The organism is Desulfosporosinus sp. FKA (genome assembly GCF_002196785.1).
Lineage (GTDB): Bacteria > Bacillota > Desulfitobacteriia > Desulfitobacteriales > Desulfitobacteriaceae > Desulfosporosinus > Desulfosporosinus acididurans.
Window position 1 is genome coordinate 220,061 of the sequence record NZ_NAHZ01000032.1, and the last position, 25,623, is coordinate 245,683.

Here is a 25,623-nt window from a genome sequence, read left to right on the forward strand (position 1 = left end):
GAGGATCCTTGACAATGGATGTAAGAAATGAATTGACGGCACGGTTGGATGCTTGTCAAAAATGTAATGTATGTACGGCTCAGTGCCCAGTGGCCAAAGTAAATCCTCATTTTCCGGGACCGAAAGGTTTAGGACCGGATATGGAACGATTCCGCAGGGGGCAGTTTATTCCAGGGGAGACAACTTTGGATGATTGCTCAAATTGCAAAACTTGTGAAGTAACCTGCCCCTCAGGGGTAAAAATAACGGAGATGATCCTTGAAGCCCGGAGGGCAGCCCGTAAAGGGCCCCATAAAACGCTGCCCAGCCTCAAATTACGCTTAAGAGGATATGTTCTGGGCCGGGCAGAATATCTTGGCAAGCTCGGGGTTTTATGGCCTGGGATGGCCAATCAAGCCTTGAAACTAAATTTAGTACGGTGGGCCCTTGACAAAGGACTTGCGGTCAGTCAAAAAAGTCCCTTGCCTGCTTATGGAAGACCTTTAGAAGTAATTGAGGATAAGGGCGGAAGAGCTGGAGGCGCGTTCGGTAAGCAAGTAATCTACTTCCCAGGTTGTTATACGCGTTATAATGAAGGAGATACAGGCCGAATCATGATCAAAGTTTTAGAGCATCTTGGCTATAAAACTATTGTGCCTAATTTTCACTGTTGTGGTTTGCCGTTAGAAGCTAATGGCCAGTTCGACAAGGCCCGTAAGAACGGACTTTATAACTTGGAATTAATGCGCCCCTATCTGGAGGCAGGCGTGCCTGTTATAACCTCCTGTACCAGCTGCGGTCTGACCTTGAAAGAAGACTATCCTAAGCTATCGGCACCGGGGGCTCAGATGATTGGGGCTCAGACCTATGATTTGTTCGAATTTTTATGGCAGCTTTACGAAAAGCGAGAATTGCCTCTGGACTTTCAAGAGGTCAAAGCTTGTTTTGGCTACCATCTCCCGTGCCACTTAAAAGCTCAAGGGATCGGAACTCCTGCTTTGCGCATTTTACGCTTAATCCCCGGCGTTAAAATACGCAATCTTGATGCCGGATGCTGCGGCTTATCCGGGAGTTATGGATTTAAAGCTGAAAAGTATGATAAGGCAATGAAAATTGGAAACCCCCTTTTTGAGGCGGTCAATGTCGGAGTTGAACGAGGAGACTTTCAGGAAATGTTAACGGAATGCGGGGTTTGTAAAGTTCAAATTCAACATGGTACTTCTATTCCTACGAAACACCCTTTGCGTATTTTGGCAAAAGCATATAAGATAATACTCGAATAAGCTTGGGGCAGCAAAGAGTATAGTTTAATCCTTGGCTTGTGATATAATCAAAGACTGTTGCGGGTTTTGATTTGATAATGAATAAGTTAATTAATTAAACCTTGGGGGATAGTAACATGGATTTTTTAAGTACTGTTATGAAGGGAAAAAGGGTTGGTGCAACAATTCGGAGAGTCGAGGATTTAAGTGAAGCCATGCTTCATCCCAATATCAGCGCTATCTTTCTTTTAGGTGCGAACATTAATCTCCTGCCTTCCATTGTGAAAAAGGTTCATGGTGATAATAAAGTTTTGATGGTCCATCTTGACATGCTGGAAGGTGCCGGAAAGGACAAGGCGGGGATACATTTGTTGGCGAGAATGGGACTGCGCGGTCTTGTCACGACGAAGCCAAACTTAGTTAAATATGCGCTTGACGAAGGTATGGTGGTGATTCAGCGCCTGTTTGTTTTAGATTCGGAGTCTGTTAAAACAGGGATAAAAATGGCTGCCGCTGTCAAACCAAATGCCGTGGAAATTTTACCGGCCACGATCCCGCGCTTTGTTATCCAGGAAATGAAAGATTCCTTGGGGATACCCGTTCTTGGCGGAGGATTATTAAGAACTGAAGAAGACGTTACGACTGCTTTAGCAAAGGGAATTGATGCTGTTTCTACAAGCTTGCGCCATTTATGGGATATGAGCTTTGACTGAGGTTTTAGTAAAGTCAGGCAGGAATCTCATGTTTTAACGAAGAATTTAAAGTTTTAATGAACTATTAAATTTGAAACTCTTCTGGAGAAGATACCATCAATAGTTTTATAAACTTGGAGTTTGGGAGAGTAGGAAGTTTCTTTTCTCGGTATACTAAGATATATTATTGAAGTTATATAAAACACTGAGAAACACCAAACCCTTGTGCCTAAGAAAGGGGATTTTTGTATGAACAAGAAAAGCGTTAAAGATGCCGCTGTTAAGGGAAAGCGAGTATTAGTTCGGGCGGATTTTAATGTGCCGTTAGACGAGCAAGGGCAGATAACAGATGATACGCGCATACGTGCTTCTCTCCCCACCGTTGAATATCTCGTTAAAGAGGGAGCCCGTGTCATCCTTGCTTCTCATTTGGGACGCCCCAAGGGCCAGGTCAATGCGAAATATTCTTTGGCGCCTGTTGCTAAACGATTGAGCGAACGACTGGGACAAAATGTCGTCCTGGTTCAAGATTGTATTGGGGAAGCGGCTAAAGAGGCTGTCGATAAGTTACAAGATGGTCAAGTTCTTTTGTTGGAAAACGTTCGTTTCCACAAAGAAGAAGAAAAGAATGATCCAGAGTTTGCTCGTGAGATGGCTTCCTTGGCAGATATCTTCGTCAATGATGCCTTTGGAACAGCACATCGTGCTCATGCTTCGACGGAGGGAGTCACTCACTATATTCCTGCGGTGGCAGGGCTGCTGATGCAAAAAGAAGTAGAGTTCATGGGGAATGCTTTGGAACGACCTGAGCGCCCCTTTGTGGCAATTATCGGCGGAGCGAAAGTAAGTGATAAGATCGGAGTTATCGAAAATCTCTTGGCTAAGGTTAATGCCTTGATTATCGGCGGAGGAATGGCTAACACCTTTCTCAAAGCCCAGGGTTATAAGGTCGGTAAATCCTTGCTGGAAGAGGATAAGCTCGAGCTGGCGAAACAACTGATCGAGAAGGCCAAGAGCAAAGGCGTCGCTTTAGAATTGCCTATTGATGTTGTTGCAGCTAAGGAATTTGCCGCTGAGGCCTCACATCGTATAGCTGCTTTATCAGATATTCAGGATGACGAAATGGCCTTGGATATCGGTCCGGCAAGTGCTGAACGGTTTAGTACTATCATTTCTTCAGCCCAAACCGTTGTTTGGAACGGTCCAATGGGAGTTTTTGAGATGGAAGCTTTTGCTAAAGGAACTGAACGAGTGGCTAAGGCTGTTGCAGATTGTCAAGGTACTACGATTGTTGGGGGCGGAGACTCTGTAGCGGCTGTTGAAAAGACCGGTGTGGCAGAGCGGATGACGCATATTTCTACAGGCGGGGGAGCATCTCTCGAATTTTTAGAAGGGAAAGTTTTGCCAGGTGTTGCGGCCTTACAGGACGCATAAAGGATGAATTGCGGCTGAACCTTTTGCTTTTTAGAAAGATCACATCGTATAAATTTTATTAAGAACTAGGAGACAAAGTTTCAATTGATTGCGGGAGGAATTGCACTGTGGTAAAGCGAAGACCTGTCATTGCGGGTAACTGGAAAATGTTTAAAACCGTAAAGGAAGCTGAAGATTATGCTGTAACGTTTTTAGAGGAAATTAAAGATGTCACTGCTCTTGATATTGTTCTCTGTGCTCCCTTTACTGCCCTCTATTCCCTTAAAAATGAAATGGAAGAAAGTATTGTCCATTTAGGGGCACAAAATATGTCCTGGGCTGATCAAGGTGCCTATACAGGTGAAATATCGGCCCAGATGCTGTTAGAAGCTGCTTGTACTTACGTAATCTTAGGACACTCCGAGCGCAGAGAAATGTTTGGCGAAACCGACGAAACTATTGCCAAGAAGGTCCGCAAGGCCTTGGCTGCAGGGCTGACTCCTATTCTTTGCGTAGGAGAAAATCTCAGCATTCGTGAAGAGGGAAAAGCTGTTGAACGAGTGCAGGGTCAGGTGTCTAAGGCCTTGGAAGGTATTTCTCCGGAAGATCTTAGCCGGGTTGTTATTGCTTATGAACCTATCTGGGCTATTGGAACGGGGAAAACGGCTTCGAGTCAAGATGCTCAAGAAATGTGTGCCGCCATACGTTCCACACTTGCCGAGTTCATGGGAGCAGCTTCCGAAAAGGTGCCGATTCTTTATGGAGGAAGTGTTAAGGCGGACAATATTGCCGAATTATTGTCGGAATCCGATGTTGACGGGGCACTCGTCGGAGGGGCTAGCCTTGATCCTCAGGGATTTGCCAAATTAATACATAACGCTGCTTCAGTTTAGGCACGCGTGGAAGGAAACTAGAAATGAGTACTGACAAACCACTATTGCTGATGATTCTTGATGGCTGGGGATATCGCGCAACCCGAGAGGGGAATGCCATTGCTCAAGCGAACTTGCCCAATTTTCGGCGTTTGGAAAAGGATTATCCTCATACTCTGCTTCAGGCGTCAGGGGAAGCGGTGGGATTACCCAATGGTCAAATGGGCAACTCGGAAGTAGGACATTTGAACTTGGGAGCGGGGAGAGTTGTTTATCAGGAATTAACCCGTATCTTTAAAGCCGTCAAGGACAAAACACTTTTTGAGAATCCTGTTCTCATAGAGGCTATGAAATCTGCCCGCCTTCATAATCAGGCCTTTCATCTGATGGGCTTGCTGTCTAATGGCGGAGTGCATTCTCATATTGAACATTTATTTGCACTTCTCGAGATGGCTAAAAAAGAAGGTTTAAAGAAGGTGTTTATTCATGTCATTCTTGACGGTCGAGATGTCTTGCCCCAGAGTGCCAAAGAATACATTGCCCAGCTTGAGGAAAAGATTAAAGAACTGGGCATTGGACAAATTGCTTCAGTAAGCGGGCGTTATTACCTGATGGATCGGGATAAACGCTGGGAACGTTTGGAAAAGGGCTATCAAGCCTTGGTTTACGGCCAAGGAAAATTTGCTCCCAGTGCTCTTGCAGCAGTAGAAAATTCTTATGATATGCGTGTAACCGATGAGTTTGTACTTCCCACGGTAATTCTTGGGGATGATGAAAAGCCTGTAGGCTTAATTCAAGAAGGAGACAGTGTGCTCTTTTATAATTTCCGCTCTGACCGAGCGCGGGAAATTACCAGGGCTTTTGTGGACGAGGAATTCGCAGGTTTTGAGAGGCCGAATCGTCCCCATGTAAATTATGTGTGTATGACACAATATGACGACACGATTCCGGCTCCCATTGCTTTTCCCCAGCAAGACTTGAAGAATACTCTGGGTGAAGTCCTTTCCAAACTGGGGCATAAACAATTGAGAATTGCTGAGACTGAAAAGTACGCCCACGTAACTTTCTTTTTTAACGGCGGAATCGAAGAACCTGATCCGGGTGAAGAGCGAATTCTAATACCGTCGCCCAAAGTTGCAACCTATAATCTTCAGCCGGAAATGAGCGCTCCGGAAGTCACCAAAACACTTCTTGGTGAACTCAGAAAGAAGGCCTACGATGTAATCATTCTGAACTTCGCTAATCCGGATATGGTCGGACATACCGGTGTTTTCGAGGCAACGGTAAAGGCGGTGGAAACCGTCGATCAATGTCTGGGACAGATCGAGGCTGAATTGCACAGCATGGGCGGAACACTGCTCGTGACGGCAGATCACGGAAATGCCGAAGAGAAGATAGATCCTGAGACAAATCTTCCCCTAACGGCTCATTCCACAAATCTGGTACCGTTCATTTTGGTCAGTGACCAATTGAAGAGTGCCGCTCTGCGTGAAGGCGGAGCCCTATGCGATGTGGCACCAACTATTTTGGAAATACTTCAGGTTCCCCAACCCAAGGAAATGACGGGGAAATCATTACTGAGGTCTTAATAAGAATAAGGGGGATTTTTCAATGAGTGTGATTACCGATGTTTATGCCCGGGAGATTCTTGATTCCCGCGGCAACCCGACTGTAGAAGTGGATGTTGTTTTAGCTGATGGCATTATGGGCCGAGCTGCTGTTCCTTCAGGTGCTTCGACAGGGGCTTTTGAAGCTGTGGAACTTCGTGACGGCGATAAGGCTCGTTTTATGGGAAAAGGTGTTCTGCAAGCGGTCGATAATGTCAACTCCGTGATTGCTCCAGAAGTCGAGGGACTATCTCCCTTTGATCAACCGGGTCTTGACCAATTGCTCAAGGAACTTGACGGTACAGAAAACAAAGGCAAACTAGGCGCTAATGCGATCCTTGGGGTATCATTAGCTGCGGCCAAAGCCGGAGCAGAATCCTTAGGTCTGCCACTCTATCAATATTTGGGCGGAGTCAACGCCAAAGAACTTCCCGTTCCCATGATGAATATCCTCAACGGCGGGAAGCATGCGGACAATAATGTGGATATTCAGGAATTTATGATTATGCCCGTGGGAGCATCGAGCTTTGCTGAAGCTCTGCGTATGGGTACAGAAGTCTATCATAGTTTGAAATCTGTCCTTAAAGAAAAGTCCCTGGCCACATCAATTGGCGATGAAGGCGGATTTGCACCGAGTTTGGAATCCAATGAGGATGCCTTGCTTTGCATCATGGACGCCATTCAAAGGGCTGGGTTTGTTCCCGGCGAACAAATAGCCTTGGCACTGGATGTAGCGGCTACTGAAATTTATGACAACGGGGCTTATCATCTAGCCGGAGAAGGTCTAACCAAGAGCTCTGTAGAAATGATTGACTACTATGAAGGCCTAATCAACCGTTACCCTATTGTCTCCATCGAAGACGGCCTTGCCGAAGAAGACTGGGAAGGCTGGGCTAAATTAACCCAGCGTTTAGGGGATCGGGTTCAGCTCGTTGGCGACGATTTATTTGTCACAAATCCTGCTCGTTTAGAACGTGGAATTGAAGCAAAATGTGCCAACTCTATTTTGATTAAAGTTAATCAAATCGGAACTCTCACTGAAACATTAGATGCCATCGAAATGGCTAAAAGGGCAGGGTATACTGCAGTTGTCTCCCACCGTTCCGGTGAGACCGAAGATGTTACCTTAGCCCATATTGCAGTCGCAGTCAATGCCGGCATGATTAAAACCGGGGCTCCGGCACGAACAGAACGGGTTGCAAAATATAACGAACTGCTCCGCATTGAAGAAGAGCTTGGGGACAGTGCCATCTATCGTGGCAGAAAAGCCCTTGCCAGAAGCAAGTAATTACTCCGGCCAACATCCTTTTATGTTTGTTGAGTTTTCAGGCTGCTTGTGCTAAAATAGTCCTACTGACTATTTACGGTGACGATACAGCAGAGTGTTGTATTGGGGGGGTGTTTACTTGAAAATTGCTTTGATCGTGGTTTTAGTGCTTAGTTCTATAGGATTGATTGCCACTGTCCTTCTCCAATCGGGAAGAAGTGCGGGGCTGTCCGGAGCAATCTCTGGTGCCGGCGAATCCATTTTTGGAAAAAAGAAGGGCATGGATGAATTACTTGCTAAAGTTACAGCTGTCTTGGCTGCTGTCTTTCTTTTAAGCTCGCTGGGATTAGCAATGCTTCAGTAACAAGAGGAGTTTGGCCTTGATGATTCGTTCCAAAGTCCGAACTGCGCTATAGTTATGATACATAAGGGACACTTCATATGAGGTGCCCCTTTCGTGCTATGTTTTGTGTGGTAAATTTAGACAGGAGGGGATCGAGTGAAACCGCAGAAACGGTTGGTGGATCCATTTTATTTTCCGGGAAATCCTGTAGGCTGTTTGCTTATTCATGGTTTTTCAGGATCGCCTTCTGAAATGCGTTATTTAGGCGAGCGATTGGCTGCCCTCGGCTGGACAGTTCTGGGAATTCGACTTTCAGGGCACGGGACCACGCCGGAAGAAATGGCGAAAACACGGTGGGAGGATTGGGTCAGTGATGCAGAAGCAGGTGTAACTGAGTTAAGAAAGACATGTTCCAAGGTAATCGGAATGGGACTTTCAATGGGCGGGTTATTAGCTCTGCATTTGGCAACACTAGATTTAGTTGATGGCCTGGTATCTATGAATTCACCGATGCTGCTGGCTGACCGAAGAACACGGTATGTACGCTTGATCCGTCCCTTCCGAAAATTTGTAACAAAACCAAAGTCACCTATTGCTGGCCAAGTTCCTTCGGATTCTCGGGTAACTCAATTAAAACCGGAACGTTTTGTCTACGATAAAATTCCTATCGATTCTCTGATATCCTTGAACAAAGCCATTCACAAAGTTCGCCGCGAACTTAAACATATAAAATGCCCGGCCTTATTGATGCAAAGCCGAAAAGATTTCACCGTTGACCCAGCCAGTGTTCAAATGATTCGTAAGAGCATCCAGGCTTGTGAACCCGAAGTGCTTTATTGGGAACATTCCGGACATATCTTGACGCTGGGGACTGAACGAGACGACGTTGTCCTCAAGGTTCATGAGTTTCTTCAAAGATATAATGAGTTTCTATAAGGGTTTTATTGGTAGTTTTAGTGGAAAGATGAAATGCTTAGAGCATGGATAAAATAGGGAATTGGGATGATTTGTTGTATAATAAGTTGTTGTATGCTAGAGATGAAAGGAGGAACTAAATATGCCTTCTGAAGGGATAAAGGTTGTCTCTGAAAACCGTAAAGCTTTTCACGATTATTTCATAGAAGACCGACTCGAAGCTGGAATAATCCTTACCGGAACTGAGATAAAATCAATCAGGAATGGACGTGTAAACTTAAAGGACAGTTATGCCCATTTAGATAATGGCGAGATTTGGGTGTATCAAATGCATATCAGTCCTTATGAACAAGGAAACCGCTTTAACCATGATCCGTTAAGGCCTCGAAAGCTGCTATTACACCGGTCAGAAATTAGTAAATTAGTCGGAAAGATTCAGCAGCAAGGCCTAACCCTAATTCCGACTAAAATGTATTTAAAAAAGGGCTTGGCAAAAGTCGAATTAGGAGTTGCTCAAGGGAAGAAAAATTACGATAAGCGTCAAGCACTAGCCGAAAAGGAAAGTAAACGAGATATTGAACGAGCATTAAAAGATCGGAACAGAAGTTAACAGAGTAAAGACATTTTTGCCAATATCAATCCCACTGATTATAGTTATTTAATTATTTATAAACTATAGATTTATTTCAACTAAATTTTGGAATTATATTCGTTCCTTTTGCTCAGGGTAAATAATATTAAAGGAACACACAGAGATGATAATTAAAATAACTATAAATACTTACCATGATAATCCTCATATTCCAAAGAAAATTAGTTTGTTTTATGCTTAAATATGATATACTAATCATGTAATTAATTCGGGGGCGTTTTAGACTCGCTCGGGGAAGCGGTGGCAAAAGTTGCGCGTCGAGATTCCACCTGGTCTCGTTAAACGGTGGAAACAAATAGTTAACGAAGATAATTTCGCTCTAGCTGCCTAAGTGCCGCTAGCATCCTGCCTTCTGACCTACGGTGAAGGGTTCAGGGTGTCAAATTAGTAGGACGCTCTAATGTCAATGCTCGGAGACATTAGCTAAGATGATCGAGCTAGCCTGAAATGAATCCTTGCCTTTAGGAGTCACGACCGGCGAAACTTAAATTAAAGGACACACGCGTAGACGCTTTTGTGGTCGTTCTTCGATACAGGGGTGCAAGTCCCCTCGCCTCCGCCAAATAAGTACTCAATAATTGATACAATTTTTGAACATAAAAAGTCCAGCAATACTGGGCTTTTCGGCGTTTTTGGGCAGTGTAAGCATCGTTTAGGGCGGTGCTTTCTCTGTTTTTGAACCCAAATCGTTAAATGATGCACCCAACTTTTTAACGATTACTACTTTCGTTGAAAAGTATAGGAATCGTTAAAAGGTGTAAAGAATTGCTAAATCAAGATTCAGATAGTCTTATTGTTAAATACGCTTTTGAGCTAGAATATAAACCTCATCATCTGCTCTTGCGGAAACCACCACGATCTTCATGATGCTGTTTTCCCGTACGACCTTATATACTACCCGTAACCCAAGTTTTAACAGTTTGATCTTGCAATAACCGGCAAGGTTCGTGCCGGTTTTATTGCTAAGAGGTTTTCCGTAGCCGCCTTCAGCCTGGGATAATGGGTTAACGGCAACTTTATTGATGGCTTTCACGACCTGTAAACGCTGAGTGTGATCGAGTCGCTTAATATCAGCTAAAGCTTCCTTTAAATATTCTACTTTCCACATGCTATTCAAGTTCCACTTCTAAATCTATTAGATCATTTTCACTAATGCCCAGTTCCTGCATGGCTTGTTCCGCTGGAATAAAATCCTCATCCTTGGAATTTTCTAGGCGTTTTTCAGCTTCTACAAGTAGGCGGTAATTTTCAATTGTTTCGAGCATTTGTTCATAGGCTTCAGGTGTGAGCAGCACACAGGTCGGAGTATTGTTTTTTAGCACAATCTTGAAGCCGGTTTCCCGGACTTCCTCAAAGATTTTATTGGCTTCACCCTTATTGAAACGGGAAATCGGCACCAGAGAATTCATAGCACTACTGATAAAATTAGGGTTAATCATAAAAGGAATCCTCCCCTACAGTTTCTATTGTTATTTTATGGAATATTAATAAATTTGTCAATATATTTATCTATATTGAGCTTTAGCAAACTGTTTAAAGTATAAGTAAATGCCGGGGCGTGGAAGTCACTCCCCCTAATATTGCACCCCTGTGATCTTCAATATCAAGATATAATGTGAAATTGTATTAAGTAATGTGTTTTTTAGCCTTATCATTGAAATGGTAGATCAGCAGTTAAATGAAAGTAATTTTTCCCCTGTATTACAAGCAGGGAAATTCTTTGATAAAGCCAATAAAAAATGATGCCATTATCGATCACGGTACATCACGCTGTAGCAGATGGATATCATGTTGGTTTTTTCCTCAAAAAATTCCAAGAAAATATGAATTATCCAGAAGAGTGGATTTAAGTGGGAAGTAGAATAATTATTGCCTAAAGGTATAAAGCTGGATTTCGAAACGCCCCCCCTGTTGGGGCAAAGACCGGGGGCTGCTTGACCATTATTCAAAATTGTGCTAATATTAAGCCATAATTACTGTTAATGCTGTATATGGATTGGCTGGAGTTTAAAGAGAAAAGCCTTTTTTTAAGACGTACGGGAACGTATGCCTTAGAAGAAGGCTTTTTATTTTATCTTTACCAGCTTGTAATGTCCATTTCGTAATTCACAATGAAGCGTAATTATAGAAAAATGGATACAAGAAAGTATGCTGAATTATGAGTATTACGAAGCGCAACGGTAATATGTCAGGGGGTGAAAAAGCGAGTATTAGCGAACTAATTTTAATTCATTGAAAGAGGGGGGTTAGCATGAAAAACGGTGAATTTGTCGTTAAAACAAAAGATGATATTATCCGATTTATTGATCAGAATCCTACTCAAAAACGAGCATTCATGCTTGTTCTGATTGCACTTGGGGGTATCTTCCTTGAAGCCTACGATCTGACTATCTTAGGAACAGCCACCGATCAATTAATCAAGCAATTCCACCTAACAGCTGCTGGTTTGTCGGTTATTATGACGATAATGCCTTTCGGAGGGATGATTGGAGCGCTTGTAGGAGGACTATACACAGATCGATTTGGACGCAAATTGATGTTTCTAATTGATTTAATATTACTCGTGATAAGTTCTTTCGGCGCCGCTTTATCCCCTAGTCCGCAGATTCTGGGCTTTTTCAGATTTTTTCTGGGGATTGGAATTGGAATTGATGTCCCCATAGCATTTAGCTTTATTACAGAGCTTAGTAATTTCAAATCAAGAGGGAAGTACACTAATTATTGGCAAGTGTTTTGGTATCTTGCCACAACATCTTCGGCTTTAGTGGTAATAGGACTTTATAGTTTAGGTACTGGAAATACATTATGGAGATGGAGTGTAGCTGGGGGTGGACTCATTGCTCTGGCTGTTCTGATTCTGCGGTTAATGTTCTTAAAGGAAAGTCCAATGTGGGCAGCGAAAAATTTGCCCTTAAAAGAGGCAACGGAGATTTTAGAAAAAACCTATAAAATTAAGGTTAAATTGGAACAACCAGATGTAAGCGAAGACAAACATCTGAAAAAAGTACCTTTAAAGATCCTCTTTAACAAGAGATATAGGCCGCGCACAATATTGGCAACTGCTATAAAAACGACCCAAAGCTTGCAGTATTATGCTGTAGGATTATACATTCCGCTTATCGCAGTCTTTGTAATGGGTGAAGGGAAACTGCAGAGTCTTGGCGGAACAGCTTTAATTAATTTGGCAGGGATTCTCGGTGGGTTTATCGGAGCTCAATTAACATTTAAGCTGGGTTCGCGCAAGCTGTCAATTTTTGGTTACGTAATTGTCATTATCGCCATGCTTTCTATCGGATTTTCATATGGTGGGGTCCCGATGTGGGTCATAGCGTTATTAGTCGCTTTATTTCTCTTTGGACACTCGGCTGGACCAGGGTCAAATGGAATGACTATGGGGGCGTTATCATTTCCAACAAGCCTTCGTGGACTCGGTTCAGGGTTCGTTGAGGGATCAAGTCGCTTAGGCAGTATGATTGGTACGTTCGCTTTTCCTATTATTCTTACGAACTTCGGACTTTCCAAAACCATGCTTATTTTATCATTAGCTCCACTAATTGGCTTGATTTCAGCATTAATTATTAAATGGGAACCCGTTGGTAAAGACATTGAACGAGAGGACGAAGAAGTTAGAGAGGAAATAAGACTGCAAACGACAGCACGTTGATTTTAAAAAGCTTGAATGCCTTGTGTTTGTCGGTACTCTGGTATTTGCAAGGCGTTCAAGCTTTTCCTGCTTCATCACATCAAGCGGGACTACGTGCCGAAGTCGGTCATACACCAGCATCAGCAATGATTTAACCAAAGATCTGCGTTGACATCAATTGAAGACTAAGGTATACTACAAAAATACTCGGTGAAGGATTATATGGTTGTAATCCAAATTTTTTAATGAAATTCCGTGGATTAAAAATGGCCTCGTTAGTCATCAGAAAAACAAAAGCTGTGGAAAACTATGGTTTGGAGATGTGAGAAAACCGTAGCCTTAAATTTCCTTCTTGAAAGGATAGATAAGGTTGCGGTTTTTTGTTTTAACGATGTCTTAGCTTAGAAATAAGGGGGTTGAATAATGCTTAACGACGACCTTAGCGGATATGCCTTTATATTTGATCTCGACGGAACACTATACATAGGTGATGAAATTATCGAGGGTGCACCATCTGCTTTGGAATGGATAAGGTCTAAAGATGCAAAGGTTAGATTTCTTACTAATAATCCTCGTTTTAGTGTTGAATATTATGTAAAAAAATTAAAGGGACTAGGGATATACGCCCTTCCAGAAGAAGTAATTACTTCTGCAGTAATCACAGCCAACTACCTAAAAAAGCGAAAGCAAAAGTATGGCCGCCTCTATGTAATTGGTGAACAGGAGCTGATTGAGCAGCTTACAAAAGCCGGCATAGCAATTTCTGCAGACTCCTCAGCGGAAACTGTACTTGTTAGTTTTGATACAACATTGAATTACGAAAAGCTGCTCAACGGGCATCGTGCCCTGAAAAAGGGTGCTGCATTTATTGCCACGAATCCCGATCCAGTATGCCCTTACCGGAATGATGGCTTACCTGATGCAGGAGCAATTATCGCAGCTTTTGAGGCTACGACTGGGCGAAAAGTTGAAATGATTTTCGGTAAGCCATCCAAGGATTTAGCGCTGCAAATAATAGAGGATTTAGGAATTACAAGAGACCATTGCATAGTAATTGGGGACAGGCTGACAACTGATATACAGTTCGGTAGCGAAGGCGGAATGAAAACGATCTGGGTAAACCCTGGGTTTAAAGAGTCTAAGACAGTTATTCCAGCGAACGGTGTGCAGCCTGATTTTACAATAAATTCTGTTCGCGAACTGCCAAAAGTTTGTAATGAAATTATTGAATAACGCTTCACTGGCACTATCAAAGAAGAGGTGGAGGACACATGATCGATTATGAGGTTGTCATCGTTGGAGGCGGCGCAACTGGGGTAGGAATATTACGGGATTTAAGCATGCGGGGGATTACTGCTTTACTTTTAGAACAGGGTGATCTCGCTCATGGAACAAGCTCTAGGTTTCATGGATTACTGCACAGCGGGGCACGTTACGCAGTAAAGGATCCCATTTCCGCTTCGGAATGCATTGAGGAGAATCTGATTCTCAAGAAAATTGCAGCACCTTGCATATCCGACACAGGCGGCTGGTTCGTACAGACGGTTGAGGATGATTCGTCGTTTGTTGAGCAATGGATTAAAGGATGTGCTCAAGCCCAAATTCCGATCCATGAAGTGCCTCTATCCGAGGCCTATGAAAAAGAACCTTTGTTAAGCAAGGAAATAGTAAGGGTATTCGAAGTTCCCGATGCCGCGGTTGATGGTTTTAAACTTGTTTGGGCGAATGCGAAATCCGCTAAACGTTATGGTGGACACTATAAAACCTACCATCAAGTTGAGAACCTTCAATTAGAGGGCCGGAAGGTTACGGGTGTGATCGCTCGAAACCTTTTGAATGGAGAAATGTTGACCATCTCTTGTAAAATTGTTGTCAATGCGGCGGGAGCATGGGCATCTAAGATTGCTGCTTTCGCGGGGGTTTCATTAGAGGTTATTTGCGACAAAGGAACGCTATTGGCATTTAATCAACGTCTCTTCCAACGGGTTATCAATCGGCTGCATACGCCTGGAGATGGAGATATTTTTGTTCCCCATGAAACGATAACGATTTTAGGAACGACTTCGGAAATTGTTGATTCTCCCCGAGAAAACAGTCCCTTAAAGGAAGAAGCAAGGAAGTTGTTGGCAATAGGAGAAGAGGTGCTGCCTGAGCTGGAAAAATATCGAGTTATAAGGGCTTTTGCCGGAGTTCGGCCTCTTCATCGGGAAGACAGTGATGTTCCAGGGGCAGCGGAAGAAGGCCGGGAAGTCAGCCGAACGTTCGCCTTACTTGACCATGAGCTCCGAGATGGAGTTCGTGGGATTGTGAGCATCGTTGGCGGAAAGTTTACCACTTATCGGCTAATGGCTGAGAAGGTTACGGATTGGGTTTCCGATAAGTTAGGAAATGCCACACCTTGCCGCACGGCAGAGGAATGTTTGTCAGAGGTCCCCAATACCGTTCATGAAAAAGCACGGCGGCTTTTGCCCTGTGCTGCTGCTGAAAAAATGATTGATCGCCTGGGTGAGGATGCTGACAGTGTTTTGGCAGAGATTGAACGAAACCCCGGCAAAGGAAAAATGCTTTGCGAATGTGAAATGGTCAGTGTTGCAGAAGTTGAAAAGATAGCTTCAGACCAAGATACACATCATTTAGCAGACATACGGCGTAAGACACGCTTAGGTATGGGAACTTGCCAAGGAGCCTTCTGTACTTACCGTGCCCTGCCCTTGTTATGGAAGGATAAGGGGAGATATGACCCTATAGAAAAAGAATTGACACTCTTTATTAATCAGCGCTGGAAAGGAATCCACCGGGTTCTCTGGGGACAACAGCTGAGGGAAACGGAGTTAACTCGGGCGATTTATGCAAGTATCCTTCAGCTGAACGATAACCGAGGTGAATAAGGAGGTATTCCCATGTGGGATGGAATTGTCATTGGTGGGGGCCTCTCCGGGCTTATAGCAGGAATTCGGGCATCTGAAAAAGGCAAGCGGATGCTGGTGATTTCTGAAGGCGTGGGAAGCTTGACCTATAGTTCGGGGGTTATGGATTTTGGAGATGTTGAACGCCTAAAGGAAGAAAAGAATCATCCGTATGCTTTAATGGGTGAAACAGTGGTGCGAGCGGGAATGGAGTATTTTCAAAGGCTTTTTCCGGATTATCAAGGAGCATGGCAGAATTCCCAGCAGGTACTTACTCCTTTAGGCTCCCCGAGAGAGGCCGATTTGGTGCCAACTGGGCTAAATGCGGGAGTTTTGCAGAAAGCCAAGGAAATTGTGCTGATAGCTCCCGAAGGAATGAAAGACTTTTTTCCGGAGGTCATCAAAGCCAAGTTAGAGCGAGTTTATTCCAAAGCCAAGATTGAGATATACCCTGTTGCAGTTGAAGCCTTTGACATTTGGCGTAATTCTGGAAAATTAATAACGGGAATGGATTATGCAAAATACTGGCGTTCAGATCAGGGAGCAGTCAATTTAAAAAATATCCTAGGTAAACTTACCGAAGAAATGGCTTGTAGTTCCTCTGGGGCAACTTCAGGCGAAAAGCAAGGCGAAAAGAGCGCAATTATCTTTCCTGGGTTGGCAGCATGTTTTTCAAATGTCTTAAAAGGAGTTCTCGAGGAAGTTCCCTTGCCAATCGTCGAAATGACTGCTTTTCCGCCTTCTGCCAGCGGACAGTTCCTGTATGAAGCCTTGAAACAGAAGTTTAAAGCACTTGGCGGGGAATTACTTGTGGGGACCGGTGTCAAGAAAGTAGAGTTTCAAGGGAAACGCTGTCATACGGTCATTGTAAAGAGCAAAGGCAAAGATGTCGCTTTTTCTGCGCAGTCATTTATCCTGGCGACGGGTGGCATTTTCGGAGGAGGAATTCAGGTAGGGCCTAAAGATGCAGCTGAGTCTGTTATGGGGCTGCCTTTATACGTACCTGCTCAATGGACAAACAGTGAATTTTTAGGTGAACAGCCCTATGCCAAGATGGGGGTTGAGGTTGATCCTGAACTTCGTCCGCTCGCTGCCGGAAATCAGGAACCGCTCTTCGATAATGTTCGGATTGTTGGGCGCCTATTGGCTCATTGGGATCCCTGGTTGGATCATTGTGGCGGAGGGGTGTCACTCGCTTCCGGATGGTTAGCCGGAGAGATCTTATAGAAAGGATGCGGGATAATGGATCTGAAACAGGACAACGTTAAAAATTTGGATGCTTGTATTAAATGCAGCGCTTGTACAGCTCTGTGTCCGGTAGCCGCAGTGAACCCACTTTTCCCGGGTCCGAAGAGTGTTGGACCGGATGCCGAACGATTTAGACTTGAAGGAATCGAGATGGATATAAAATGTCTTAATTATTGTTCAAATTGCAAGACCTGTGAGGTAACCTGTCCCTCCGGTGTAAGAATTACATCAATGATCCTGGGAGCCAGGGAAAGAGCCAAACAGAGTAAGCATAGTGACGGGAAGACACTCCAACACAGATTCCGAGATCTCGTCTTGGGCAGAGCGGAATATTTAGGCCGCTTGGGTACAATCTGGCCGAGTATGACAAATACAGTGCTAAGTATATCTTTAATGCGTGTTTTGATGGAACAGATCTTGGGTCTCAGTCGTCATGCCCCTCTGCCTTCGTATCATACCAAATTCAAACCTCAAGGAAGCTTTGTCCAATCAGACAAACAGGTCGTCTATTTTCCCGGTTGTTTTGCCAAGTATAATGATGCCCAGACGGCACAGGCGGTTGTTAAAGTATTAGAGCACAATGGTTACCAAGTGATTGTTCCTAATTTCCACTGCTGTGGAGTTCCGCTGCAAGCCAACGGTTACTTTTCTCGTGGAAGAGAGAACGCCAAGAAGAACCTGGCCCTTATGGAGCCGTATTTGAAGGCCGGCCTACCTGTTATTACTTCTTGTACCAGCTGTGGTTTGGCACTTAAGGAAGAATATCCTGAACTTGCTGCCGCAGGCGCAGAATACATCGGACAGCAAACGTATGACTTATTTGAGTTCCTGTGGGAGCTGCACGAACGGGGAGAGCTCCGTGAAGACTTTCAATCGGTGCCGGTTTCTCTAGGTTATCATGCACCTTGCCATTTAAAGACTCAAGGAATTGGTACGCCATCGGTGCGCTTGCTGCGCTTAATTCCCGGAGTGCAGATCCAAGATCTCGATGCCGGATGCTGTGGCTTATCTGGAAGTTACGGTTTTAAAGAAGAAAAGTATGATATAGCCATGCAAATCGGGAAACCATTGTATCAGAGCGTTCAACAAGGAGTTGCGGAGGGGAGATTTCAGACAATGACCACTGAATGCGGAGGGTGTCAGGTTCAAATTCAGCATGGGTCCGGTGTTAAAACAGAGCATCCTGTGTGGTACCTAATAAGAGCGTATGATTTATAGACCGGTATCGGCAGGACTCTATTCATAGTTTAACGAAGTATTCATTATAGTTGAGAAGGCTCGCGTGGATAGTTCAGTTGTTTTAAGAAATCGATGTATTTATAAAACGGTGATTTTATATTATAATGGAAATGATAAGATATTTTTTTATTTTTTGAGTCTTTACAAAATTTGATAGGCTAGGCAAGAGGTATAGAGAAAGCCGCAAATTTATCTGTATGTACAGGTTTATTTGTGCTTTTTTATTTTATCTAGATACTTAGAACGTTTACTTAGTGATATTTTGGGGAAGGAGTTGAGAGAGTATTAGCAGTATAGAGACTATATTGTATTTCTTAGGTGGATTGGCTATTTTTATGTATGGGGTTCAAACAACTTCAGAAGCATTACAAAAATTTGCTGCCAATCGTTTGAAACAAATCCTACAGTCCATTACAAAGAAGAAATTTTTAGCGGTTTTATTTGGCGTTATCATGACAGTTGCGTTTCAAAGCAGCGCCGCGACCACAGTTTTAGTTGTTGAGTTTGTGAATACAGGGTTGCTCAATCTTGCCCAGGCCTTGGGAATTGTCTTAGGTTCTGCGGTAGGAACATCAATCTCTATTCAGCTTATCGCTTTTCAAATCCTTGATGTTGCCTTAGGTGCTTTATTTATTGGGTTTATACTTTATTTTGCAGGAAATAAACAGTGGAAGCATTTAGGCCAATCACTGATCGGATTTGGTTTGATCTTTGTCGGGATGGCTGATATGTCTACAGCCTCGGCTCCGCTTCGCGATATTCCTCAGGTCTATACGTTTTTGTCCCAATTGGGATCAAGGCCTTTATTAGCAATTATAGTAGGACTGATTTTAACGACAGTAATTCAAAGCAGCACCGGTGTTTTTGCAATCATGATGTCTCTGGCAGGTCATCATTTGTTAGGCTTGGCTGCTATCGTTCCGTTAGTTATCGGTGCACATATCGGCGGTACGGTAACAACGTTACTAACCAGCATTACGGCCCAAAAAATGGATGCTAAGCGTACGGCAATAGCGAATACAGCTTATAAGGTCATAGCAGCAGTTTTAGTATATCCCTTTATGACACAATTTTCCTATCTTATTAAATGGACAACGAGCGATGTACAGCGGCAGGTGGCGAATGCCCATTTACTGTTTGCGGTTTTCATGGTTATAATATTTTTCCCCTTTAATAACCTAATAGCTAAAGCCTTGAATCGTTTGATTCAGGATCGCACTGGCCAAGACAGCGAATTAAAATTCAGGGCTATCGATGAGGATTCCTTGGAAGTGTCGGCAGTTGCCTTGAAACAGGCGAATCAGGAAATCTGTCTTTTAGGAGATTTTATTTGTACTAAAATGTTGCAGAGAATTCCGGAAGCTTATTTAGAGGATAATGAGAATTTAGCAGAGAACGTTGAGAAGGCTGAAGAGCATGTGGATTGGTATTACCGACACATCATGCGCTTCTTGGCAATTTTATCTCAAAAAGGCTTAACGGATGAACAAGCGGAAGAAAGTATGAATATCCAGTTTATCCTCAAGGAATTTGAAGATATTGGAGATGCAGTCATGGCAATGATTCAATTGTTTAAGAAATTGCATCTTGAAAAGTTAAATGGTCAAAAAGAAAGCTGGGAACACTTAGCTGAGTTATATCAACAAGTATTCGAGCATCTTGTAATTGTCGTCAAGGCATTAAAGCATTGGGATTCGGAGGCAGCAGGGGAAGTGATACGGGACCATCCAGAGACAGTTCGCCTGCAGCGCACCTTACAGTTTAATTATTTGGCTCAAAACCCGCAAAATGAGGCAGACAATGAGATCAGGAATAAAGAGATATTCCGTTATGCTGTATTAGACTTAATTAGTTTACTGTATCTTGTAGATGAGCATACAGTAAATATTGCTCAGGTCATCATGGGAATTGTTTAATAAGGAAGGATAAAAAGATGAAGATTATAGGTCATCGAGGAGCGGCTGGCTCAGCTCCGGAAAATACGTTAGTAGCCTTTGAAAAAGGCCTTGAATATGGGGTCGATGGTTTTGAGTTTGATGTACAGCTTTCAAAAGATGGAGAAATCGTAATTTGTCACGACGAGCGCGTTGATCGTACGAGCGATGGCGTAGGCTGGGTTAAGGATTTTAGCTTAAAGGAACTCAAGCAGCTTAATTTTGGAGTGGCCTTTGAAAAATATGCCCCCATTCCGACACTCTACGAATTACTTGCAATGTTAAAAGGCAGGTCTCTTACACTTAATGTTGAAATAAAGACGGGGCTTATACCATATCCGGGAATTGTAGGCAAAGTGGTTAAATTGCTTGATAAGTTCGGAGTGACCGATCAAAGTATTATTTCTTCGTTTGAACATAAGACAATCGTTGAAGTGATCAAGAACCATCCTCAAATCAGTACGGGATTGCTATATGAGTGTGGGCCAATCAATCCTTGGATTTATGCCCAGAATTTGGGAGCTGTTAATCTTCACCCCCATTTTGCCTTTGTTAATCCGGAGTTAGTGTCAGAAAGCCATAGCCGAGGTATTGGTATTAATACATGGACAGTGAATGAACCGTGGCAAATGGAACATGTCCTGGAGTCAGGAGTGGACATGATTATTACAAATTATCCGGAACGGTTTGTAAAAAACAGGTAAAAGATTTGGCAATTCGTTTTTGTGTAATTCATCATAAATGCAGTGATAAAAATCAAATAGCCGTAACTAAATTAAATGGCATCTTGTATAATAGGGATACCCCTGAAAATATATGTAAATATTTATGAAAAGAGGTACTGCATCATGGGAGCTTTTCGTACATCAGGGTATGATAAAGTATTAATGAATCTACCGGTGATGACCATAGAATTGGCGGAGGCTGTTCAAAAACAAATTTCTTTGGCGATTGAGACTTTAGCTAATAAAGCCATCACCCAAGACTGGGAGCAATGCGACGATATTATCGATCAAATGCGGGACAATATAATAAACCGTTGTTTATATATCATGAGCCTGCAGCAGCTTAGAAGTCAGGATTTACGCTGGATTTTGGGTTTTCAGCGTATTGCCCAGGAACTAGAACGTGTCGCAGACTATGCTTGCGATATCACTGAATTGAGTGATCTCAAAGCTGATAGAAATTGGTTCGAAGATGTTTTGCAAATGGCAGAGCATTTACTTGAAATGATGGAGTATACAGTTAATGTCTTAAAAGGAGAAAAAGAGTATACTGAAGATTTGGCAGATCAGGACGATCTGTTAGATGAAGCCTATCACAGATTAAAAACCGCTTTGGCTAAAGGCAATCTAACAAAAAGCGATGAGGGGCAGCTGGGTATAAGTATACTTGTTGCTCGGACGCTTGAACGAATGGGGGACCATATTGTTAATGTGGCAGAGACTCTTTTTTATATAAAGACAGGAAAGAAGCGCCTAGATGCGGAAATATCATAATAGACTAAGATCAAGATAAAACGGTTAGGCCCTCTTCGCAGCTACTATTTCTTTGTCCCTACTAAGCCCCAGCTCGCCTGTGGCTTTTTCTATGCCTTAACATAATAATCAGTTGGCTCCGTGGAACGTCGCGAATATGTAAAACCCTTTCTTTTTGGCTAGCTGTTTCAGAGCAGAGAAAGGAATTCCAGACCTACACAAGTAGTTAATAGTAGAAAAAATAAAAAATTTTAATACTTCATATTACGACAGAGTATGCCAAAGATATATGGTAATATAAAGGAAAACCAGGAATCAATTGGATAGCAGATTAACCAGTTATGACTTAACTGCCGGGTATTGTTACAGCCCATAATGTAATGCTTGATTAGTGATGTTCATTCTGTTCAACAGTAATAAAATTTAAAAATAAGGAAATCGATGAAGTGTGTATAACATTTGGGCGCTTAGTACACATGGAGAGAGTAGCGCAACCGACCTGAATATAAATATAGTCAGGTCTTTTTTTATGTGCCATATTTATTTGCTGCCTTTACCGCGAGACCAAATTGACAAGGAGAAAATAAAAGTGGCACTGATTAGGCCTAAAAACCAATTGCTTTGGAAGTAAGGTGAACTAGAGTGAATTTTTAAGGGGTGGATGCAGCGGTGAGGAAATTTAGAGGGGATAATGTAGCAGCTTTTGTGATTAAGAATCTTAGTGCTTTTAGTAACAAGGGGTTTGGCTTAATTATTAAGTAATAATTATTGGGGAAAATCCGACAAGGAGATGAGTAGATGCTTAACAATATAAGCGAAAAATCGGTAAAAACTCTTGTAACTCTTTTATTTATAGTGATGTTCACCTTAGGTACAGCAACTGTCGCTTTAGCATCATCAACAGTTAATTTTGAAAACTCAACAGTATCTAATATTACAGGAAGTTCTGCAACTATTAACGGATCTCTATCAGGAGAGTATACATCAAACGAAGTTAAATCTTATGGTGTGTTGTATTTCAAAGGATCTTATGATGTGCTGTTTTTCAAAGAATCTCTTGATCTTAAGTCTCTGAACGCAAATTCTCAAGAAGTAACTATGGCAGCAGTAACAGTTCCAAAGGTAAGTCAAAAAAATGGTAAATATACTTATACAATTACCGACCTTAATTTAACCGGATTATCTTCAAATACAGAATACTATTATTGTGAATATATCTATACGTCTGGTAAGGGGTATGAGCTCGGACCTGTATCTAATTTTACTACGTTAGCTAAAGTAGTTACTACTGAACAAGCAAACAATATAGAAGCCAATGAAGCAACGCTAAATGGAACGGTGGATAAAGGTAAAGGTAAAGGTCCAGGTCCAGGTGTTGCAGATACGGGATTTTACTGTTCTGCGGTTGCATCAACTTTAGATCAACTAAAAAATACAAACGAATTAAGCTCAGAGGAAGTAAGAACAGAAAAAAGAAAATGGAAATTTTCTAGAAGGCTTACGGGACTGCAATCTGGTACAAAATATTATTACGTTGCTTATGAGACTAAGGATGGTGTTACAAATTTCGGTTCGGTAGAGTGCTTTACTACGACTGTGAAATATCAAGGTGTGCAAAAGAGAAATAAAGTTAATATCAGTTGTGATAATCGTTGTGGTGATCGTTATGATCTTCGTTTTTTAGCGACGATTGATACCTTAAATGCTGATTCAGTTGGTTTTGTTTACTCAGAGTCAAATCACAACCCAACAATCGAGGATGGCACTTGCTCTAAAGTAATTCCAACAACTACAGTGTATGATGAGGTAACTGTAGAGGGTAAAAAGGTTTCGGCCCATTCTAGGGGAGGAAATTATTTTATCGCTTGTATTTTAAAAGATATTCCGGAGAAAACCAAGCTCTATGTTAGAGCCTTTTCAACCATAGGAGGAGTAACAACATATACCTCTGCGCAGAAAGTCGATGTTCATAAACTAAGATAAGGGAAGGAAGGAAGGGGTATCCCGTGAAAAAGGCATATGAAAAACCGTTGATTGAAATCGAAGAATTCGAAGCAGAAGATATCTGTACATTAAGTTGTAAACATAGCCCCAGTGATGACAGCGGTTGGGGCGGCATTAATTCGTAATTTTGGCATAAATAGGGCAGGCGGATCAAATTGCCTGCCCTGTTTAGAAAGAATTTTCCATCATCAGAGAACTGCCCTAAAATTCATCAGTGGCGTTGCGAAGGATGCCAACGATTCATCAGATAATATGCCTAATGTAGTCAATAAAGATCTGAGGAAGTGAATTCTAAATTGTTCAGATGTAAAAATTTCCTATTTTTAAGAATAAAAGGTTTAATTATTACCGCTTTGCTGCTTGCCTTAAGCTTAGTTATGGTATTACCTCAAATCACAAATGCTTCACAAGTGGGCAAACGTTTATCAGGGCACGATCGCTTCCAAACAGCAAAAGTTATCTCTGAACAGGTTTATGCAGGGCCAGTTAACGACGTCATTTTAGCTTCAGGTTATAATTTTCCTGACGCTCTCTCAGCAAGTGTCTTAGCTAAGAAGCTGAATGCTCCGATATTGCTCGTAGATGCTGCGCCCCAAAGTTCGCAGGAAGCGTTTGACTACCTAACTCAACACCTAAGTAAATCGGGGACGGTCCATATAGTTGGGGGGATGGGGATCGTTGGGTCGGATTTTGATACTGAGCTCAAGCAAATGGGATTTCAAAATATTGATCGTATCGCTGGAATTAACCGCTATGATACGAGTGCCCAAATTGCTCAAGAACTAGCTGCAGCCAAGAATACACCAGTCGTTTTGGCATCGGGAGAAAATTTCTCCGACGCTTTGAGCATAGCGAGTGTTGCCGGAACAAAGGGATGGCCAATTTTATTAGTTGGCAAAGATAATCTGCCTCAAGGAATTAAGGATTATGTCTCATCTGATCAGCCATCGCAAGTGTATATAGTTGGCGGTACCGGGGTGATAGCTGATGATATTAAATCTCAAGTGCAATCACTTGTCCCTAATACCACAATAAGTCGCTTAGCAGGACAAGACTGCTTTGATACAAATGCTTTGATTATCAAAACCTTTGTGCCAAATCCCACTTGCATATATCTTGCCACTGGATACAATTTTGCTGATGCTTTAGCAGGAAGTGTTCTTGCAGCTAAAACCGGTGATCCTATCGTATTAATTGATCCGAATAGAATGGTTTTGACTAAGTATACTGCTGATTACTTAAGCGGTATAGCAACATCAAATCCTAGTGTAACTTCTTTGGGTGGAACATCAGTAGTTCCTGATGCTATTGTTAGTGACGTTAGTCAGTTAGTCAGCGGTCCGGTTTCGGCAGGCTCACATTCAAATGGTTTGACAGAGAAGGCAGACGGTGATGGAGATGAGTCCAGTTGGATTGATATGCAGTAAAGGATGGCTTTCTCATGACACGATATAAAATCGCAGAATTATCGATCGAAATGAAATATGCGAGCCAAACCTTGCTAAAGCAGGCAGAGTCTTATCGGAAGGATGGCAACGATCCCGTCGATATGACAATTCAAATCGCAGAGCAAAGGCTGAAAAGGGTCAAAGAAGCCCACACCCATCTATCTCTAAACGATTGTGAATATATCCTGACAGGGTTTGATTTTTACCGGTTATTACTAGATTTTAATGGCTTTGGTCTCCATTCTTCGGCAGTTGCCTTAAACAATAAGGCGGTCTTGTTTTCCGCTCCTTGCGGAACTGGGAAATCGACCCATGCCAGACTGTGGCAGCAGCAATTCGGTACAGACAAGGCGCTCATACTCAATGATGATAAGCCGGCTCTCCGCCTCATAGAGAATACTTTCTATGTTTACGGTACGCCGTGGAGTGGGAAAAGCGACCTTAACTTAAATCAAAAGGTGCCCTTACAGGCCATTGTCTTTTTAGAACAGGCAAAAGAAAATCACATCCGCCAATTAAATTCCAAAGAAGCGCTCAAGCTGCTTATTTATCAAAGCTTACGTACCGACAGCGACCCAGATAAAATGATCAAGCTATTGACATTGCACGATCATTTGCTGAACAAGATACCCATTTATCAAATGGGCTGTACCGTCAGCACCGATGCAGTAATGTTGGTTTATCACACAGTGAATAAATAATGGCACGAGAGGGTGAACGT

The 25,623-nt window shown here is 42.7% G+C and carries 24 protein-coding genes, 1 other RNA gene and 1 riboswitch; of the genes, 23 read left to right on the forward strand and 2 right to left on the reverse strand.

The features are described from left to right. The first annotated feature begins 14 nt into the window (after positions 1-14). From B5771_RS18000 to ssrA, 10 genes are all read left to right on the forward strand, one after another. Positions 15-1,262, forward strand: coding sequence for an anaerobic glycerol-3-phosphate dehydrogenase subunit C (locus B5771_RS18000; protein WP_088188762.1), 1,248 nt, complete (start codon positions 15-17; stop codon positions 1,260-1,262). A gap of 116 nt (positions 1,263-1,378) precedes the next feature. Further along, on the forward strand, positions 1,379-1,954 hold the full coding sequence (locus B5771_RS18005) for a glycerol-3-phosphate responsive antiterminator (protein ID WP_047808856.1): 576 nt from the start codon (positions 1,379-1,381) through the stop codon (positions 1,952-1,954). A 228-nt stretch (positions 1,955-2,182) separates the two neighbouring features. Then, positions 2,183-3,367: a phosphoglycerate kinase gene (locus B5771_RS18010; protein WP_088188763.1), complete on the forward strand. Its 1,185-nt coding sequence runs from the start codon at positions 2,183-2,185 to the stop codon at positions 3,365-3,367. A gap of 107 nt (positions 3,368-3,474) precedes the next feature. Then, positions 3,475-4,239: a triose-phosphate isomerase gene (tpiA, locus tag B5771_RS18015; RefSeq protein WP_088188764.1), complete on the forward strand. Its 765-nt coding sequence runs from the start codon at positions 3,475-3,477 to the stop codon at positions 4,237-4,239. Positions 4,240-4,262: 23 nt separating this feature from the next. Further along, the gene (gene gpmI / locus B5771_RS18020) at positions 4,263-5,807 is read left to right on the forward strand and encodes a 2,3-bisphosphoglycerate-independent phosphoglycerate mutase (protein WP_088188765.1); all 1,545 of its coding nucleotides are present in this window, start codon (positions 4,263-4,265) and stop codon (positions 5,805-5,807) included. Between the two features lie 22 nt (positions 5,808-5,829). Further along, complete coding sequence (eno, locus tag B5771_RS18025; RefSeq protein WP_088188766.1) at positions 5,830-7,113, forward strand: phosphopyruvate hydratase; 1,284 nt, start codon at positions 5,830-5,832, stop codon at positions 7,111-7,113. Between the two features lie 118 nt (positions 7,114-7,231). Next, positions 7,232-7,456 (forward strand): preprotein translocase subunit SecG, encoded by a 225-nt coding sequence (gene secG / locus B5771_RS18030; RefSeq protein WP_047808851.1) that lies wholly within the window; start codon positions 7,232-7,234, stop codon positions 7,454-7,456. A gap of 135 nt (positions 7,457-7,591) precedes the next feature. Further along, complete coding sequence (locus tag B5771_RS18035) at positions 7,592-8,371, forward strand: alpha/beta fold hydrolase (RefSeq protein ID WP_088188767.1); 780 nt, start codon at positions 7,592-7,594, stop codon at positions 8,369-8,371. Between the two features lie 121 nt (positions 8,372-8,492). Next, a complete protein-coding gene (gene smpB / locus B5771_RS18040; RefSeq protein WP_047808849.1) occupies positions 8,493-8,960 on the forward strand; it encodes an SsrA-binding protein SmpB in 468 nt (155 codons plus the stop codon). Positions 8,961-9,212: 252 nt separating this feature from the next. Further along, positions 9,213-9,564, forward strand: a transfer-messenger RNA (tmRNA) gene (gene ssrA / locus B5771_RS18045). 234 nt (positions 9,565-9,798) lie between these two features. Here ssrA and B5771_RS18050 read toward each other — a convergent pair. Both B5771_RS18050 and B5771_RS18055 read right to left on the reverse strand, forming a co-directional pair. Beyond that, positions 9,799-10,110 carry a type II toxin-antitoxin system RelE/ParE family toxin gene (locus B5771_RS18050; RefSeq protein ID WP_088188768.1) on the reverse strand — a complete coding sequence of 104 codons (312 nt, stop codon included), beginning with the start codon at positions 10,108-10,110 and terminating at the stop codon, positions 9,799-9,801. A 1-nt stretch (position 10,111) separates the two neighbouring features. Continuing rightward, entirely contained in the window at positions 10,112-10,441 is a 330-nt protein-coding gene (locus B5771_RS18055) for a type II toxin-antitoxin system Phd/YefM family antitoxin (protein WP_242966877.1), read from the reverse strand. 303 nt (positions 10,442-10,744) lie between these two features. On the opposite strand from B5771_RS18055, the gene B5771_RS24845 reads away from it, so the two are divergent. The 13 genes from B5771_RS24845 (at position 10,745) to B5771_RS18115 (ending at position 25,603) form a co-directional block, all read left to right on the forward strand. Then, positions 10,745-10,852, forward strand: coding sequence for a CatA-like O-acetyltransferase (locus B5771_RS24845; protein ID WP_242966899.1), 108 nt, complete (start codon positions 10,745-10,747; stop codon positions 10,850-10,852). A 401-nt stretch (positions 10,853-11,253) separates the two neighbouring features. Then, complete coding sequence (locus B5771_RS18065; protein ID WP_047808848.1) at positions 11,254-12,666, forward strand: MFS transporter; 1,413 nt, start codon at positions 11,254-11,256, stop codon at positions 12,664-12,666. 402 nt (positions 12,667-13,068) lie between these two features. Next, a complete protein-coding gene (locus B5771_RS18070; RefSeq protein WP_047808847.1) occupies positions 13,069-13,878 on the forward strand; it encodes an HAD-IIA family hydrolase in 810 nt (269 codons plus the stop codon). Between the two features lie 38 nt (positions 13,879-13,916). Then, complete coding sequence (gene glpA / locus B5771_RS18075; protein ID WP_088188769.1) at positions 13,917-15,533, forward strand: anaerobic glycerol-3-phosphate dehydrogenase subunit GlpA; 1,617 nt, start codon at positions 13,917-13,919, stop codon at positions 15,531-15,533. 12 nt (positions 15,534-15,545) lie between these two features. Continuing rightward, positions 15,546-16,778 (forward strand): anaerobic glycerol-3-phosphate dehydrogenase subunit GlpB, encoded by a 1,233-nt coding sequence (glpB, locus tag B5771_RS18080; protein WP_088188770.1) that lies wholly within the window; start codon positions 15,546-15,548, stop codon positions 16,776-16,778. A 15-nt stretch (positions 16,779-16,793) separates the two neighbouring features. Next, a complete protein-coding gene (locus tag B5771_RS18085; protein ID WP_047808844.1) occupies positions 16,794-18,017 on the forward strand; it encodes an anaerobic glycerol-3-phosphate dehydrogenase subunit C in 1,224 nt (407 codons plus the stop codon). A 356-nt stretch (positions 18,018-18,373) separates the two neighbouring features. Beyond that, positions 18,374-19,954 carry a Na/Pi cotransporter family protein gene (locus B5771_RS18090; protein ID WP_088188771.1) on the forward strand — a complete coding sequence of 527 codons (1,581 nt, stop codon included), beginning with the start codon at positions 18,374-18,376 and terminating at the stop codon, positions 19,952-19,954. A 17-nt stretch (positions 19,955-19,971) separates the two neighbouring features. Beyond that, positions 19,972-20,676, forward strand: a complete 705-nt coding sequence (locus B5771_RS18095) for a glycerophosphodiester phosphodiesterase (protein ID WP_088188772.1) — start codon at positions 19,972-19,974, stop codon at positions 20,674-20,676. A gap of 144 nt (positions 20,677-20,820) precedes the next feature. After that, entirely contained in the window at positions 20,821-21,471 is a 651-nt protein-coding gene (locus B5771_RS18100; protein ID WP_088188773.1) for a phosphate uptake regulator PhoU, read from the forward strand. Positions 21,472-21,874: 403 nt separating this feature from the next. Then, a riboswitch (cyclic di-GMP riboswitch) is annotated at positions 21,875-21,959 on the forward strand. Positions 21,960-22,248: 289 nt separating this feature from the next. Beyond that, on the forward strand, positions 22,249-23,433 hold the full coding sequence (locus tag B5771_RS18105) for a hypothetical protein (RefSeq protein WP_088188774.1): 1,185 nt from the start codon (positions 22,249-22,251) through the stop codon (positions 23,431-23,433). A gap of 23 nt (positions 23,434-23,456) precedes the next feature. Further along, positions 23,457-23,579, forward strand: coding sequence for a hypothetical protein (locus B5771_RS25105; RefSeq protein ID WP_282433357.1), 123 nt, complete (start codon positions 23,457-23,459; stop codon positions 23,577-23,579). A 171-nt stretch (positions 23,580-23,750) separates the two neighbouring features. Then, on the forward strand, positions 23,751-24,881 hold the full coding sequence (locus tag B5771_RS18110) for a cell wall-binding repeat-containing protein (protein WP_088188775.1): 1,131 nt from the start codon (positions 23,751-23,753) through the stop codon (positions 24,879-24,881). A gap of 14 nt (positions 24,882-24,895) precedes the next feature. Continuing rightward, positions 24,896-25,603 carry a hypothetical protein gene (locus B5771_RS18115; RefSeq protein ID WP_088188776.1) on the forward strand — a complete coding sequence of 236 codons (708 nt, stop codon included), beginning with the start codon at positions 24,896-24,898 and terminating at the stop codon, positions 25,601-25,603. Positions 25,604-25,623 lie beyond the last annotated feature (20 nt).

Coding starts and splice junctions, on each gene's coding strand:
- B5771_RS18000 (WP_088188762.1), top strand. CDS start 15: ATGGATGTAAGAAATGAATTGACGGCACGGTTGGATGCTTGTCAAAAA.
- B5771_RS18005 (WP_047808856.1), top strand. CDS start 1,379: ATGGATTTTTTAAGTACTGTTATGAAGGGAAAAAGGGTTGGTGCAACA.
- B5771_RS18010 (WP_088188763.1), top strand. CDS start 2,183: ATGAACAAGAAAAGCGTTAAAGATGCCGCTGTTAAGGGAAAGCGAGTA.
- gpmI (WP_088188765.1), top strand. CDS start 4,263: ATGAGTACTGACAAACCACTATTGCTGATGATTCTTGATGGCTGGGGA.
- eno (WP_088188766.1), top strand. CDS start 5,830: ATGAGTGTGATTACCGATGTTTATGCCCGGGAGATTCTTGATTCCCGC.
- smpB (WP_047808849.1), top strand. CDS start 8,493: ATGCCTTCTGAAGGGATAAAGGTTGTCTCTGAAAACCGTAAAGCTTTT.
- B5771_RS18050 (WP_088188768.1), bottom strand. CDS start 10,110: ATGTGGAAAGTAGAATATTTAAAGGAAGCTTTAGCTGATATTAAGCGA.
- B5771_RS18055 (WP_242966877.1), bottom strand. CDS start 10,441: ATGATTAACCCTAATTTTATCAGTAGTGCTATGAATTCTCTGGTGCCG.
- B5771_RS24845 (WP_242966899.1), top strand. CDS start 10,745: ATGCCATTATCGATCACGGTACATCACGCTGTAGCAGATGGATATCAT.
- B5771_RS18065 (WP_047808848.1), top strand. CDS start 11,254: ATGAAAAACGGTGAATTTGTCGTTAAAACAAAAGATGATATTATCCGA.
- B5771_RS18070 (WP_047808847.1), top strand. CDS start 13,069: ATGCTTAACGACGACCTTAGCGGATATGCCTTTATATTTGATCTCGAC.
- glpA (WP_088188769.1), top strand. CDS start 13,917: ATGATCGATTATGAGGTTGTCATCGTTGGAGGCGGCGCAACTGGGGTA.
- glpB (WP_088188770.1), top strand. CDS start 15,546: ATGTGGGATGGAATTGTCATTGGTGGGGGCCTCTCCGGGCTTATAGCA.
- B5771_RS18085 (WP_047808844.1), top strand. CDS start 16,794: ATGGATCTGAAACAGGACAACGTTAAAAATTTGGATGCTTGTATTAAA.
- B5771_RS18090 (WP_088188771.1), top strand. CDS start 18,374: ATGTATGGGGTTCAAACAACTTCAGAAGCATTACAAAAATTTGCTGCC.
- B5771_RS18095 (WP_088188772.1), top strand. CDS start 19,972: ATGAAGATTATAGGTCATCGAGGAGCGGCTGGCTCAGCTCCGGAAAAT.
- B5771_RS18100 (WP_088188773.1), top strand. CDS start 20,821: ATGGGAGCTTTTCGTACATCAGGGTATGATAAAGTATTAATGAATCTA.
- B5771_RS18105 (WP_088188774.1), top strand. CDS start 22,249: ATGCTTAACAATATAAGCGAAAAATCGGTAAAAACTCTTGTAACTCTT.
- B5771_RS18115 (WP_088188776.1), top strand. CDS start 24,896: ATGACACGATATAAAATCGCAGAATTATCGATCGAAATGAAATATGCG.